This window comes from Actinacidiphila glaucinigra (assembly GCF_035918135.1).
In the GTDB taxonomy this organism is placed as follows: domain Bacteria; phylum Actinomycetota; class Actinomycetes; order Streptomycetales; family Streptomycetaceae; genus Actinacidiphila; species Actinacidiphila glaucinigra.
This window is the reverse complement of record NZ_CP109144.1, coordinates 2,635,289-2,649,289: the sequence shown is the minus strand read 5'-3', so window position 1 is coordinate 2,649,289 and position 14,001 is coordinate 2,635,289. Positions and strand designations below refer to the sequence as shown.

The window sequence follows — 14,001 nt, the reverse complement described above, 5'->3', positions numbered from 1 at the left end:
CGACGGCCGCGACACGGGGAAATGACTCGCGGGGGCCGGTCACGGCGCGTTACGGTGAACGGACTCGACGACCACGCTCCCCGGAAGGACGCCGCAGAACGGGAGCGGCCCGCACGGCAGGTGCGTGGTGAGGGAGGGGCGGCACCACATGTCCCTGCCCTTCCGGAGGAGTTCCCCATGAAGATCGGTCTCGGCCTTCCCGTCGACGACCCCGCCGTGCTGACGACCTGGGCCCGCCGCGCCGACGACGGCCCCTTCAGCAGCCTCGGCCTGCTCGACCGCCTCGTGTACGGCAACCCCGAACCGCTGGTCACCCTCGCCGTGCTCGCCGGGGCGACCCGCAGGATCCGGCTGCAGACCGAGGTCCTCATCTCCCCGTTCCGCGACGCCGCCGTCCTGGCCAAGCAGGCGGCGACGCTGGACCGCCTCTCCGGCGGCCGCTTCACCCTCGGCATCGGAGTGGGCGCGCGCGAGGACGACTTCCGCGCCGCGGGAGCCGACTTCCGCCGCCGCGGCCACCTGCTCGACGAGCAGATGGCGGTGCTGCGCCGCCTGTGGGCGGGCGACCCGTACGGCGAGGGGGCCGGGCCGATCGGCCCCGCCCCGGTGACCCCGGGCGGGCCCGAGGTGCTCTTCGGCGGCTTCGTCCCGGCGGCGCTCGACCGGGTCGGCCGCCACGGCGACGGCTTCCTCGGCGCCGGGATGCCGCCCAAGGCGATGGACCGTCTCTTCCGTGAGGCGGAACGGAGCTGGGACCGGCACGCGCGGCCCGGTCGGCCCCGGCTCGTCGCCCAGGCCAACGTCGCGCTCGGACCGGACGAGGTGGTCGCCGCGGCCCGCGCCAACATCCGTGCCTACTACGCCTTCAGCGGGTTCGCCGACCGTGTCGCGGAGGGCCTCCTGACCACCCCGGAGCAGATCCGGGACGCGGTCGCCGGGTACGGCGGCACCGGAGCCGACGAAGTGGTGCTGTACTGCTGGGCGTCGGACCCCGGCCAGGTGGAGCGCCTGGCGGACGTCGTGTCCTGAGGGCCCCGCCCCCCGGCCCGCGCCCCGCCCCGCCCCGCCTCAGGCCAGGGCCAGCGACAGACGCGGCAGCAGCGCCTCGTCGAAGCGCCGCAGCAGCAGCCGGGCGACCTCCGGGGCGTCGCCGAGGACGTCGGCGAGGATGTCCGCCCCGGAGGCCAGGGCGCCGCGGGCGATGCGGTCGGGCAGGAAGCCCGGCGCGATGACGTACGGCGCGACGGCGACGTGCCGTACGCCGTCGGCGCGCAGCGCGCGCACCGCCTCGTCCGTGGTGGGAAGGGATGCGGAGGCGAACGCAGGCCGCACGGCGCACCAACCGGTACGCCGCCACTCCCGCGCGATTTCTGCGATCACTGCGATCGCCTCCGGGTCGGAGGAGCCCGCCGAGGCCAGGACGATCCCGGTCGAGGGGCGGTCGCCGGGGCCGAGCCCGGCTTCGCGCAGCCGCCGCTCCAGCGCGGCCTGCAGCAGCGGTGAGGGGCCGAGCACGTCGGCCCGGCGTACACGCATCCGGGCGTGGCGCGCCGCGGACTCGCCCAGCACCGCGGGGATGTCCGCCTTGGCGTGGAAGGCGCGGGTCAGCAGCAGCGGCAGCGCCACCACGTCGCACACGCCCTCCGCGGCCAGCCGGTCCACGACCTGCGGCACGTTCGGCGCGCAGTGGTCGAGGAACGCCGTCTCCACCCGCAGCCCGGGACGGGCCGCCCGGACCCGCTCGGTCAGGGCGTGGACGGTCGCGGCGTGCCGCGGGTCGCGGCTGCCGTGGGCGATGACGAGGAGGACGTGCCGGGCGGTCACGGTCAGCCCCGTGCCAGCAGGCCGCGGCTGCGCAGCACCGTACGCTCCAGCGGCGCGAACACCAGCAGCTCGATGCCGATGCCGACGACCAGGATCAGCAGGATCGCCGCCAGCACGCTCGGCATGTCGGACAGTTCACGGCCCTGCTCCAGCAACTGGCCCAGGCCCACGCCGAGGTCGGGGGAGGTGGCGATGAGCTCGGCGGCCATCAGGGAGCGCCAGGAGAAGGCCCAGCCCTGCTTGAGGCCGGCGAGGTACCCCGGCAGGGCGGCCGGCAGCAGCACGTGCCGCACCGCGTGGATTCCGGTGGCGCCGATCGTACGGCCGGCCCGCAGGAACAGCGGCGGGATCTGGTCGACGCCCGCGACCAGGCCGTTGGCGATCGAGGGCACCGCGCCGAGCAGCACCACGCAGTAGATGGTGGCGTCCGACAGCCCGAACCAGATGATCGACGCGGGCACCCACGCCACCGACGGCAGCGACTGCAGGCCCGACAGGATCGGGCCGATCGCGGCCCGCACCACCCGGACCCGCGCCACGAGCAGGCCGAGCGGCGTGCCGATCGCGACGGAGGCCACGAAGCCCAGCGCGCCGCGCGACAGGCTGGTCCAGACGTAGCCGAGGAGCGTGCCGTCGAACCACTTGTCCCGCAGGGCGCGCCCGACCTCCGCCGGACTGGGCAGCTGGTAGTGCGGTTTGAGCTCGAAGTGGTACGCGAGCTGCCACACCACCAGCACCAGGGCGATGGCGACGAGCGGGGGAACGGCCTTCTGCAGCAGCACGCGGGCCAGCGGCACGCGTGCGGCGGAGCGCGTCTCCAGGGCGTCGAGCCCGGCCTCGAGTCCCGCCAGGTCGCCGGTGTGCGTGGTGTGCGCCTTCGTCTCAGTGCTGGCCATGTCGGCGGATCTCCCCCCGGAGCTGTTCGGTGATCTCCACCGAGAGCTCGGCGACGGCCGAGTCCTCGATGCGGCGCGGCTGCGGGATGTCGACCGTCCACTCCCGGGCGATCCGTCCCGGCCGCGAGGAGAGCAGCACGACCCGCTGCGCGAGCCGCACCGCCTCGCGGACGTTGTGGGTCACGAAGAGCACCGACAGCCGGGTCTCGGCCCAGATGCGGGTGAGTTCCTCGTGCAGGACGTCGCGGGTGATGGCGTCGAGCGCCGCGAACGGCTCGTCCATCAGCAGCAGCTGGCTGTCCTGGGCCAGCGCCCGGGCCAGCGCGACGCGCTGCCGCATGCCGCCGGACAGCTCGTGCACCCGCTTGCCGTACGAGCCCTTCAGCCGGACGAGGTCCAGCAGCCGCTCGGCCTCCGGGCGCCGCTCGGCGCGCGGCACGCCGCGCATACGCAGGGCGAGTTCGATGTTCCGGCCCGCGGTGAGCCACGGGAACAGGGCGTGCTCCTGGAACATCAGGGCCGGGCGGCCGCCGGGGGTCTCGATGCCCCCGGCGGTCGGCCGGTCGAGTCCCGCGACCAGGTTGAGCAGCGTGGACTTGCCGCAGCCCGAGGCCCCCAGGAGGCAGACGAACTCGCCGGGGGCGACGTCGATGCTGATGTCGTCCAGCACGTGCGTCTCCGCGCCGGGACGGCCGAAGGACTTCGAGACGTGCTCGAGCCGTGCGGCGTACGGCGCCGCGTCGACCGTCACAGCGGGCTGCTTGGTGAGTGCGGTGGCCATGGCGTCACCTCCTGAGGGCTGGGCTGCGGTCTTCGTCGGGTGCTGCCGGGCGTCAGCCGCCGAGACCGGCGTCGTCGATCTCGGTCTTGCCCTCGGCCTTGAGGATCTTGTTGAGGATCGTCAGGTCGTAGATGCCCTTGAGGGAGGGCTTCTCCAGCAGGCCGGCGGTGACGGCGTGGTCGGCCTCGGTCTGCAGGGTGGACGCCAGCGGGTCGTCGATCACCTGGATGCTCTGCCACGCCGGGTCGATGACGTCGGCGGGCAGCGGCTTGCCGGAGAGCTTCTCCAGCTGGGCGTTGGCGTCGGCCTTCGCCTTGTCCGGGTTGGCGTTGATCCAGGCGTTGGTCTTCACCGAGCCGCGCAGGACGGCCTCGACGACGTCCGGGTGCTCCTTGAGGAACTTCTGGGAGACGATCACGTTCGTGATGACGAACTTCTTGTCCGGCCACAGGTCCCGCTCGTCCAGGAGCACCTTCGCGCCCTCGGCGACCAGCTTGGACGCGGTGGGCTCGGGCACCCACGCGCCGTCGATCGACCCGGTCTTGTAGGCGTCGGGCGTCACCTTGTTGTCCGTGCGGACCACCGAGACGTCGCCCTTGCCACTGGTGGCGTCGACCTTCCAGCCCTGCTCGGAGATCCAGTTGAGGAACGCCACGTCCTGGGTGTTGCCGAGCTGGGGGGTGGCGATCTTCTTGCCCTTGATGTCCTTCAGAGTCTTGATCTTGTCCGGGTTGACGACGAGCTTGACGCCGCCGGAGGCCGAGCCGGAGATGATCTTCAGACTCTCGCCGCCGGACTTGGCCCAGCCGTTGACCGACGGGGAGGGGCCGATCCAGCCGATGTCGATGGAACCGGCGTTGAGGGCCTCGATCTCGGCGGGGCCGGCGTTGAAGACCGACTCCTTGATGGTGGTGCCGGAGCCGAGTTCGTCGGCGAAGAAGCCCTCCTTGAGGCCCACCAGCGGAGTGGCGTGGGTGAGGTTCGCGAAGTAGCCGATCTTCACCGTCGAGGCGGACAGCTTCTTGCTGGTGCCGCTGCTCGCGGCCGCGTTGGTGGTGTCGTCCTTCTTCTCGGAGCCGTAGCCGCAGGCGGCCAGCGCCAGCAGCGGCAGAAGGGCGGCGCCCGCCATGAGGCGGCGGCGGGCGGACGTTCTCGGGGCGGTGGTGCGATCGGCAGTCACGGGAGGCGTTCCTCTCGATGGCCCCGGCTCGCGCCCTCTAGGGCGCGCCGGGGTGGTGGCTGTCTGGTTCTCGGTGGTGCGGTGCCGCCTGCGCGGCGCGGGTGCGGTGCTCGGCCGGGGTCAGCGCGCACATCGCGTGACACCGCCCGTGCCGCTGCCCAGACAGCCGCTGCCGACGCGGCCGCCCTCCTTGGCGAATCCCGAGAAGGCGTCGTCGAACGCCATCAGAAGTCCCACCCCTCGTCCTCTCCGGCCGCGTCCGCGGCGGCCGTGGTGGTGCGGGCGGCGAAGGCCTCGCCCGCCATGCCGGCGGTCAGCGTGGTGCCGTCCGCCGGGTCGATCAGCAGGAAGGAGCCGGTGAGCCGCGAGTCGGCGTACGCGTCCAGCGGCAGCGGCTCCGAGGTGCGCAGCACCACCGTGCCGATGTCGTTGACGCCGAACTCGCCCGGATCGTCCTGGTGCTCCAGCCCCCGGGTCAGGTCGATCCGGTACGGAAGCCGCCGCACGATCGCCTTGACGGTGCGCGTGCCGTGCTTCAGCAGCACGCGTACGCCGACCGCCAGCGGCCGCTCGTGCAGATGGCACACGGTCGCCTCGACGTCCCGGGTGGTCGCCGGGGCGGTGCCGGAGGGCGCGATCAGGTCGCCGCGCGAGATGTCGAGATCATCGCTGAGCAGCAGCGTCACCGACTGCGGCGCCCACGCCACGTCGACCGGCGTGCCGAGTACGTCGATGCCGCTGATCGTGCTCGTCAGCCCGGACGGCAGCACCGTCACCGGGTCGCCGACCCGCAGCACGCCCGAGGCGATCTGCCCCGCGTAGCCGCGGTAGTCCGGGTGCTCGGCGGTCTGCGGGCGGATGACGTACTGCACGGGGAAGCGCGCGGGGTGCGCGCCGGGGTCGCTGCCGACGGGGACGGTCTCCAGGTGCTCCAGGATCGTCGGGCCGCCGTACCAGTCCATGTTCGCCGACGGGGTCACGACGTTGTCGCCGGCCAGCGCCGAGATGGGGATCGCGGTGATCTCGGGGACGCCGATCGAGGCCGCGTAGGCGGTGAACTCCTCGGCGATGGCCGCGAAGACCGGCTCCGACCAGTCGACCAGGTCCATCTTGTTGACCGCGAGCACCACGTGCGGCACCCGCAGCAGCGCGGCCACCGCCGCGTGCCGGCGGGTCTGCTCCACCACGCCGTTGCGGGCGTCGACCAGAACCACGGTCAGCTCGGCGGTCGAGGCGCCGGTCACCATGTTCCGCGTGTACTGCACGTGCCCCGGGGTGTCCGCCAGGATGAACCGCCGCCGCGGTGTGGCGAAGTAGCGGTACGCCACGTCGATGGTGATGCCCTGCTCGCGCTCGGCGCGCAGGCCGTCGGTGAGCAGCGCCAGGTCCGGCGCGTCCTGCCCGCGGCGCGCGGAGGCCAGTTCGACGGCCTCCAACTGGTCGGCGAGCACCGACTTGGAGTCGTGCAGCAGCCGCCCCACCAGCGTGGACTTGCCGTCGTCGACGGAGCCCGCGGTGGCGAAGCGCAGCAGGGAGGTGGCCGAGAGCTGCTCGGCGGCGGTGGTACCGGTGGTCATGGCTAGAAGTACCCCTCGCGCTTGCGGTCTTCCATCGCGGCCTCGGAGAGCTTGTCGTCTGCCCGGGTGGCGCCCCGTTCGGTGAGCCGGGACGCGGCGATCTCGGCGATGACGGCGTCGATGCCGGCGGCGTCGGAGTCCACCGCGCCGGTGCAGGACATGTCGCCCACCGTGCGGTAGCGGACCAGCCGGGTCTCCACCGTCTCGCCGTCCTTCGGGCCGCCCCAGTCGCCCGCGGTCAGCCACATGCCGCCGCGCCGGAACACCTCGCGCTCGTGGGCGTAGTAGATCTCCGGCAGTTCGATCCCCTCACGGGCGATGTACTGCCACACGTCCAGCTCGGTCCAGTTGGACAGCGGGAAGACGCGCACGTGCTCGCCGGGGGCGTGCCGGCCGTTGTAGAGCTGCCACAGCTCGGGGCGCTGACGGCGCGGGTCCCACTGCGAGAACTCGTCGCGCAGCGAGAACACCCGCTCCTTGGCGCGGGCCTTCTCCTCGTCACGGCGGCCGCCGCCGAAGACCGCGTCGAAGCGCTGCTCCTGGATGGCCTCGGTCAGCGGCACCGTCTGCAGCGGGTTGCGGGTGCCGTCGGGGCGCTCGCGCAGCCGGCCGTCGTCGATGTAGTCCTGGACCGAGGCGACGTGCAGCCGCAGGGAGTGCTCCGCCACGGTGCGGTCCCGGTACTCCAGCACCTCGGGGAAGTTGTGGCCCGTGTCGACGTGCAGCAGAGAGAAGGGGACCGCCGCGGGGGCGAAGGCCTTCAGCGCCAGGTGGAGCATGACGATGGAGTCCTTGCCGCCGGAGAAGAGGATCACCGGCCGCTCGAACTCGCCCGCCACCTCCCGGAAGATGTGCACCGCCTCCGACTCCAGCGCGTCCAGGTGCGACAGCGCGAAGGGACTGCCGGTGCTCTCGTCGACCGCGACTACCGTGGTCACGCCAGTCCCCTCTCCACCAGCAGCGCCGTCAGCAGCGCCGCCGAGTCCTCGACGGTGTGGTCCTGGGTCTCGATCCGCAGATCGGGGATCTCGGGTGCCTCGTACGGGTCGTCGACACCGGTCAGCCCGGATATCTCGCCCGCGGCCTGCTTGGCGTACAGGCCCTTCACGTCGCGGACGGAGCAGACCTCCACCGGCGTGGCGACGTGCACCTCCAGGTATGTCGTGCCCCGCGCCTCGTGGCGCTTGCGGACGGCCTCCCGGCTGTCGGCGTACGGCGCGATGACCGGGACCAGCACCTTGACCCCGTTGGAAGCGAGGAGTTCGGCGACGAAACCGATCCGCTGCACATTGGTGTGCCGGTCCTCGCGGTCGAAGCCGAGGCCCGCGGAGAGGAACTCGCGGATCTCGTCGCCGTCCAGGACCTCCACACGGTGCCCGTCGCCGCGCAGCCCGGCGGCCAGCGCCTGGGCGATCGTGGTCTTGCCCGCGCTCGGCAGACCCGTGAGCCACACCGTGGCCCCTGTGCCCGTCACGCCCATCCGCCCCTCCAGGGAGTTCCGTTCCGTCGTCATCAGCCGTGCAGCCCGCACTCGGTCTTGGCCCGTCCCGCCCAGCGGCCGGCCCGGGCGTCCTCGCCCTCCTGCACCCGGCGGGTGCAGGGGGCGCAGCCGACCGAGGCGTAGCCGTCCATCAGCAGGGGGTTGGTCAGCACACCGTGCTCGGCGACGTAGGCGTGCACGTCCTCCTGCGTCCAGCGGGCGATGGGGGAGACCTTCACCTTCCCGCGCCGGGCGTCCCAGCCGACGACCGGGGTGTTCGCCCGGGTGGGGGACTCGTCGCGGCGCAGGCCGGTCGCCCAGGCGTCGTAGCCGGTCAGTCCCTCCTCCAGCGGCTTGACCTTGCGCAGCGCGCAGCACAGGTCGGGGTCGCGGTCGTGGAGCTTCGGCCCGTGCTCGGCGTCCTGCTCGGCCACGGTCTGACGGGGCGTCAGTGTGATGACCCGCACGTCCATGACGGCGGCGACCGCGTCACGGGTGCCGACGGTCTCCGGGAAGTGGTAGCCGGTGTCGAGGAAGACGACGTCGACGCCCGGGGCGACGCGCGAGGCCAGATGGGCCACGACCGCGTCCTCCATCGAGGACGTGACGCAGAACCGGGACCCGAAGGTGCCGGTGGCCCAGCGCAGGATCTCGGGCGCCGGGGCGTCCTCCAGGTCACGGCCCGCCTGCTCGGCCAGCGCCCGCAGTTCGTCCGCGGTGTGCCGCTGCGCGGTGGTCACGAAGGGCCTCCCTCGCCGGTCTCGGTCCGCAGCCCCCGGGCCAGCAGGCCCAGGAACTTCAGCTGGAACGCGCGGTTGCACGACCGGCACTCCCAGGCGCCGTGCCCCTGCTCCGCGGGGTGCAGGTCCTCGTCCCCGCAGTAGGGGCAGTGGAAGGGGGCGGCACGCTCGCTCACGACAGTGCCTCCTCGCTCGCCCGCGTCACCCACTGCGCGAAGCGCTCGCCGTCCGTGCGCTCGGCCTGGAAGCGCCTCAGGACACGCTCGACGTAGTCGGGCAGCTCGTCCGCGGTGACCTTCAGGCCGCGGACCTTGCGGCCGAACCCGGCCTCCAGGCCCAGCGCGCCGCCCAGGTGCACCTGGTAGCCCTCCACCTGGCGGCCGTCGTCGTCCAGCACCAGCTGGCCCTTGAGGCCGATGTCGGCGACCTGGATCCGGGCGCAGGCGTTGGGGCAGCCGTTGACGTTGATCGTGATCGGCTCGTCGAACTCCGGGAGCCGGCGCTCGAGTTCGTCGATCAGCGAGGAGCCGCGCGCCTTGGTCTCGACGATGGCCAGCTTGCAGAACTCGATGCCGGTGCAGGCCATCGTGCCGCGCCGGAAGGGGGAGGGCTGCACCTGCAGGTCCAGCGACTCCAGGCCCGCGACGAGCGAGTCGACCCGGTCCCGCTCCACGTCCAGCACGATCATCTTCTGTTCGACGGTGGTCCGCAGCCGGCCGGATCCGTGCGCCTCCGCCAGCTCCGCGATCTTGCTGAGCGTGGTGCCGTCGACCCGGCCGACGCGCGGCGCGAAGCCGACGTAGTAACGGCCGTCCTTCTGGCGGTGCACTCCCACGTGGTCCCGCCACTGCTGGACCGGCTGGTCGGGGGCGGGGCCGTCGGCCAGCGCGCGCCCCAGGTACTCGTCCTCCAGCACCCGGCGGAACTTCTCCACACCCCAGTCGGCGACCAGGAACTTCAGCCGGGCGCGGTTGCGCAGCCGCCGGTAGCCGTAGTCGCGGAAGATCGAGATGACGCCCTCGAAGACGTCGGGGACCTCCTCCAGCGGCACCCACGCGCCCAGCCGGACACCGATCTTGGGGTTCGTGGACAGGCCGCCGCCGACCCACACGTCGAAGCCCGGGCCGTGCTCGGGGTGGCGGACGCCGACGAAGGCGACGTCGTTGATCTCGTGGGCCACGTCCAGCAGCGGCGAGCCGGAGATCGCCGACTTGAACTTGCGGGGGAGGTTGGAGAACTCCTTGTTGCCGACGATGCGGCGGTGGGCCTCGTCCACGGCCCAGGTGCCGTCGACGATCTCGTCCTCGGCGATCCCCGCGACGGGCGAGCCGAGGATGACACGGGGGGTGTCGCCGCACGCCTCGGTGGTGGACAGGCCCACGGCCTCCAGCCGCTGCCAGATCTCGGCGACGTCCTCGATGCGGATCCAGTGCAGCTGGATGTTCTGCCGGTCGGTGATGTCGGCGGTGCCCCGGGCGAACTCCTGGGAGACCTCGCCGATGACGCGCAGCTGCTCGGTGGTGAGCCGGCCGCCGTCGACGCGCACCCGGAGCATGAAGAACTTGTCGTCCAGCTCCTCCGGCTCCAGGATCGCGGTCTTGCCGCCGTCGATCCCGGGCTTGCGCTGGGTGTACAGGCCCCACCAGCGCATGCGGCCGCGCAGGTCGGCGCCGTCGATCGCGTCGAAGCCGCGGTCCCGGTAGATCGTCTCAATGCGTGTCCGCACATTGAGACCGTCGTCGTCCCGCTTGAACTGCTCGTTGGCGTTGAGCGGCGTCATGTGGCCGACCGCCCACTGGCCCTCGCCGCGGTGGCGGCTGACCTTGCGGCGCGGCGCGGCGGCGTTCGGCTGGTCAGGCGTGGAAGCCATGGCGATGCAGTCCTTCTGGCAGGCTGGAAAGAGTCGGTCGTAGCGCAAATAGTCCCCGTGGCCTGCGGATACGCCGGAACGCTGCGGGCAGCGCACGGCGTGGGCGCGTCATTGCGCCCGCGAGACCTGGGGACGGCCGGATCAGTCCTGGACGGGACGGCGGCGAGTGCTCAGCACGCCTGACAGATGGCGCTGGACATGCGTCCGAGATCGACGTGCAGCCGACCTACCAAGGCGATTCCAGTGCGAGACATGTCGAAAGCGTGTCACGCGAATCTCGGGCCAGTCCACCGTTATCCATATGATGGACATCTACATCCCGCATGGTGAGACGTCCGTTGTGGCCGTCACCTGACAGGACTCGCCGGGCGCAGGAAATCGGCCGCGATGGCCCGGAATCCACCGTGCCCACGGGTCCCCACGTGCCGCAGCTTGTGGCCCGCGAGCGCCGAACCCAGCCGTACCCCCGCACCGAGCAGCGCGCGGTCCGCGACCAGCGCCGCCAGCAGACCCGCCGCGAAGACGTCGCCCGCCCCCGTGGCGTCCTCGACCTCCCCGTCGGGCAGCGGACGGTGGGCGTAGCGCTCCACGGTGCCGGGCCGGTGCACCTCCACCCGGTCCGGGTACTTCACCACGGACACGCCCTCCCGCCCCTTCCGCACATGGCCGAGTCGCTCGAACTCCCGCCCGTTGACCAGCAGGAAGTCGCTCATCGCCGCCATGGCCAGTACATCGGAGGTCGGCTCCGCCGACCAGGCGTGCCCGGGGTCGAAGCTGATCAGCGTCCCCGGCGAACGCCGCCGCACCTCCGCCAGCAGCCGGTGCAGCGCCGCCCCGCCGTCCGGATCGAGGAACGAGGTGACGTGGACCGCCCGGGCCGCCGCCAGGTAGCCGGCGATCTCATGGAAGCGCTCCCGCACATGGGCGGCGATCCGCGTGTTCGCCCCGGTGTGGGTCAGCAGCGTGCGTTCCCCTCCGTCGTGCACGGACAGGCAGATCCCGCACAGCCGGTCAGGGTCCGTGGCCACCAGCCGCCGGTCGATGCCGAGCCCGTCGAGTACGGCGAGCGGGCCGGCCGCGCCCAGCGGATCGCGGCCCGCGACGCCCACGTAGCCGAGCCGCAGCCCGCGGCCCAGGCGGCCCAGTGCGTGGAGGGTGTTGAAGGCCGAGCCGCCCGGTTCCGGCGTCAGCGGCACCCCCTCGTCCCGCAGCCACTCCAGGCCGGCGCGGACGGAGGGTTCGTCGACCATGCTCTCGCCGCCGCTCTCCGGCGGCTGCCGCAGCCGCATGTGCGCGCCGAGCCTGGCCAGTACGGGGCTGCCGTTCAGGGCGGACGCCCCTGTGATGAGGTCCAGGTTGAGCGCCCCGACCCCGACCACGTCCATACCCGCCCCTTCCCGCCGGCCGGTCCCTACCGGGCTCCGGGCCAGGGCCCGGTCACGGGCCTCTTCTCCTCTTCCCCCGTCTCGGTGCGGAAGATGCGGAAGCCGCGCTTCTCGTAGTTGGCCAGTGCGTGCGGCCCGTCCAGGCTGCAGGTGTGCACCCACACCCGCTTCGTCGGGGTGCGGTCCGGCAGGCGCTCCGCCAGGTCCCAGGCGCGGGCGATGCCCATGGAGAGCAGGTGCCCGCCGATCCGCCGCCCCCGGAAGGCGGGCAGCAGCCCGAAGTACGCGATCTCGACCTGGCCGTCGTCCTGCGGGTCCAGTTCGATGTAGCCCGCCGGGGTGTCCCGGTCGTACGCCACCCAGGTCTCCACGCCCGGGCGCTCCAGGAAGGCCCGCCACTGCTCGTACGACCACGGCAGGCGGTCCGTCCAGGCGCAGTCCGCGCCCACCGACGTGTAGAGGAAGCGGCTGAACTCCGGGGACGGCACCTCGGCCCGCGCGATGCGGACACCCGACGTCGCGGGGTCCGGCTCCAGGGAGGGCCGCAGATCGGCGTGGGAGGTCTGCTCCAGGGACCACGTGGTCACCGTGACGCTAGTGCTCATGCGCCACATTCTGCGGCCTCGCGCGTCCGGTGGGTCCCCGGCTCGCTGCCGCGGCCCGTCGGGTCCGCCCCCTCACGTCCCGAAGCGCGCCGCGCGCACCGCCGGCGCCGTCGAGTGCGGCAGCAGGTCCGCGGGGTGGGCGGGGCGCACCACCGCGACCTCGACGCCGTCGGCGAAGCGGTAGGGACGGTGGTCGAGCACCCCGGCCAGGGTGCGGCGCAGGCGGGACATCTCGGCGCGCACCGTCACCGTGCGGGACGGGTCGCCGAACAGGTCGCCGGCCAGTTCCGCGGCGCTGCGGCCGTCCCGGTGCAGGGCCAGCACGAAGAGCAGTTCGGCGTGGCGCGGGCTGAGCTCCTGCGACCAGCCGCCGGCCGCACCGGAGACGCTCACCGTCCACGTACGGGGCCGGCCGAGGTCCAGCACGACGTGCCCGGCCCCGGGCGCCACCTCCTCCGGCGGGACGACCCGCACCAGCCAGCCGCCCGGCAGCGGTTCCAGGGTGCAGGTGCCCAGCGCGGGCACCCAGGTGCGCCCGGCGCTCGGCGCGGCGGGCAGCGTGATCCGTTCCACCGGCGGCATCCCGGTCACGGCGGCCGTCCAGCCGTTGGGGTCGACGACCGCCGCCCGGCCCGGCATCCGGGCGAGCAGCGGGGCGGAGACCGAGCGCAGCCGGTCCACGGCCGCCCAGTGCAGGCTGCGCAGTTCGGCCTCGGCGACCTTGGTCACCGCGGTCACCAGCGACAGCACCGCGGGGTGCATGCCGGCCGCGGGCCCGCTGACGTCCACCGCGCCCAGCAGCCGACCGTCGCGCGGGTCTATGAGCGGTGCCGCGGCGCAGGTCCACTGGTGGTGCACCCGTACGAAGTGCTCGGAGGAGTGCACCTGCACCGGCCGCCCCGTGACCAGGGCGGTGCCGATCGCGTTGGTGCCGACGGCCTCCTCCGACCACGAGGCGCCCTCCGAGAAGCCGAGCCGGTCCGCGCTCCTGCGGACGGCCAGACTGCCGTCCCGCCACAGCAACCGCCCCTCGGCGTCCGTGACCACCATGATGTGCCGGGCCTCGTCGGCGACCGAGACCAGGCCGTCGCGCAGCGCGGGCATGACCTCGCCCAGCGGGGTGCGGCGCCTGCGCACCTCGATCTCGTCGGCGGTCAGCATGCCGGCGTGACTGCCGTTGTCGGGGTCGACACCGAGGTCCAGGGCGCGCCGCCAGGAGTCCTGGATGACCGGTCTGGCCTCGGTGCCGCCCGATCCGCCGCCCAGCGCGGCGTCCCGCATGCCGGCCAGCAGCCGTGCGGAACGACGCGGTTCCTGGACGGACTGGACCGACAACGACCGGGCGTCGATCGGAACCTGGCTCATGGTGCTCCCCGCGTCCGTGTGCGCAGCGCTTTGTGCGCCCCGGCAGTGGCCGCGCCGGTTCTCCGCTGCCACACCATGTGCATATGGTGCCGTCGGGCCGGTCCCTCCGGTGGGATATCCGGCCAATACCTTGCAACTGTCTGCAACGGTTGCGAATATGCGCGCATTCGACGGACAGTGACGGCGCATCACGCTACTCGTACGGAACCCTGAATCCGTGCGACGGTGAGGCGAGACCGGGGGTGGTGCCGAGTCGGCGCGGCACCACCCTCAGTGCGGCGCGGCGGCGGAACGTTTC

15 protein-coding genes are annotated in these 14,001 nt (G+C 72.9%); 1 reads left to right on the top strand and 14 read right to left on the bottom strand.

Annotated elements, in window-relative coordinates; translation table 11 throughout:
• Positions 1-177 precede the first annotated feature (177 nt).
• Complete coding sequence (locus OIE69_RS11615; protein ID WP_326571896.1) at positions 178-1,029, top strand: LLM class flavin-dependent oxidoreductase; 852 nt, start codon at positions 178-180, stop codon at positions 1,027-1,029.
• 39 nt (positions 1,030-1,068) lie between these two features.
• Here the strand turns inward: OIE69_RS11615 and OIE69_RS11610 are convergent, their stop codons facing one another.
• From OIE69_RS11610 to OIE69_RS11545, 14 genes are all read right to left on the bottom strand, one after another.
• Positions 1,069-1,824 (bottom strand): sirohydrochlorin chelatase, encoded by a 756-nt coding sequence (locus OIE69_RS11610; RefSeq protein WP_326571895.1) that lies wholly within the window; start codon positions 1,822-1,824, stop codon positions 1,069-1,071.
• A 2-nt stretch (positions 1,825-1,826) separates the two neighbouring features.
• Complete coding sequence (locus OIE69_RS11605; RefSeq protein WP_326571894.1) at positions 1,827-2,720, bottom strand: ABC transporter permease; 894 nt, start codon at positions 2,718-2,720, stop codon at positions 1,827-1,829.
• Positions 2,707-3,501: an ABC transporter ATP-binding protein gene (locus OIE69_RS11600; RefSeq protein ID WP_326571893.1), complete on the bottom strand. Its 795-nt coding sequence runs from the start codon at positions 3,499-3,501 to the stop codon at positions 2,707-2,709. Before OIE69_RS11600 ends, OIE69_RS11605 begins: the two co-directional genes overlap by 14 nt.
• A gap of 52 nt (positions 3,502-3,553) precedes the next feature.
• The gene (locus tag OIE69_RS11595; protein ID WP_326581086.1) at positions 3,554-4,630 is read right to left on the bottom strand and encodes an ABC transporter substrate-binding protein; all 1,077 of its coding nucleotides are present in this window, start codon (positions 4,628-4,630) and stop codon (positions 3,554-3,556) included.
• Positions 4,631-4,905: 275 nt separating this feature from the next.
• Positions 4,906-6,258 carry a sulfate adenylyltransferase subunit 1 gene (locus OIE69_RS11590; protein WP_326571892.1) on the bottom strand — a complete coding sequence of 451 codons (1,353 nt, stop codon included), beginning with the start codon at positions 6,256-6,258 and terminating at the stop codon, positions 4,906-4,908.
• 2 nt (positions 6,259-6,260) lie between these two features.
• On the bottom strand, positions 6,261-7,196 hold the full coding sequence (gene cysD, locus OIE69_RS11585) for a sulfate adenylyltransferase subunit CysD (protein ID WP_326571891.1): 936 nt from the start codon (positions 7,194-7,196) through the stop codon (positions 6,261-6,263).
• Positions 7,193-7,738, bottom strand: a complete 546-nt coding sequence (gene cysC, locus OIE69_RS11580; RefSeq protein WP_326581085.1) for an adenylyl-sulfate kinase — start codon at positions 7,736-7,738, stop codon at positions 7,193-7,195. The genes cysD and cysC overlap by 4 nt, the downstream gene beginning before the upstream one ends.
• Before the next feature lie 32 nt (positions 7,739-7,770).
• Positions 7,771-8,478, bottom strand: a complete 708-nt coding sequence (locus OIE69_RS11575; protein WP_326571890.1) for a phosphoadenylyl-sulfate reductase — start codon at positions 8,476-8,478, stop codon at positions 7,771-7,773.
• Entirely contained in the window at positions 8,475-8,654 is a 180-nt protein-coding gene (locus OIE69_RS11570; RefSeq protein WP_089222926.1) for a hypothetical protein, read from the bottom strand. Before OIE69_RS11570 ends, OIE69_RS11575 begins: the two co-directional genes overlap by 4 nt.
• Complete coding sequence (locus OIE69_RS11565; protein WP_326571889.1) at positions 8,651-10,348, bottom strand: nitrite/sulfite reductase; 1,698 nt, start codon at positions 10,346-10,348, stop codon at positions 8,651-8,653. The genes OIE69_RS11570 and OIE69_RS11565 overlap by 4 nt, the downstream gene beginning before the upstream one ends.
• Before the next feature lie 170 nt (positions 10,349-10,518).
• The gene (locus OIE69_RS11560; RefSeq protein WP_322975673.1) at positions 10,519-10,602 is read right to left on the bottom strand and encodes a putative leader peptide; all 84 of its coding nucleotides are present in this window, start codon (positions 10,600-10,602) and stop codon (positions 10,519-10,521) included.
• Between the two features lie 93 nt (positions 10,603-10,695).
• A complete protein-coding gene (locus OIE69_RS11555; protein ID WP_326571888.1) occupies positions 10,696-11,733 on the bottom strand; it encodes a carbohydrate kinase family protein in 1,038 nt (345 codons plus the stop codon).
• Between the two features lie 26 nt (positions 11,734-11,759).
• The gene (locus OIE69_RS11550) at positions 11,760-12,338 is read right to left on the bottom strand and encodes a GNAT family N-acetyltransferase (protein WP_326571887.1); all 579 of its coding nucleotides are present in this window, start codon (positions 12,336-12,338) and stop codon (positions 11,760-11,762) included.
• Between the two features lie 72 nt (positions 12,339-12,410).
• On the bottom strand, positions 12,411-13,703 hold the full coding sequence (locus tag OIE69_RS11545) for a helix-turn-helix domain-containing protein (protein ID WP_326571886.1): 1,293 nt from the start codon (positions 13,701-13,703) through the stop codon (positions 12,411-12,413).
• Between the last annotated feature and the right edge of the window lie 298 nt (positions 13,704-14,001).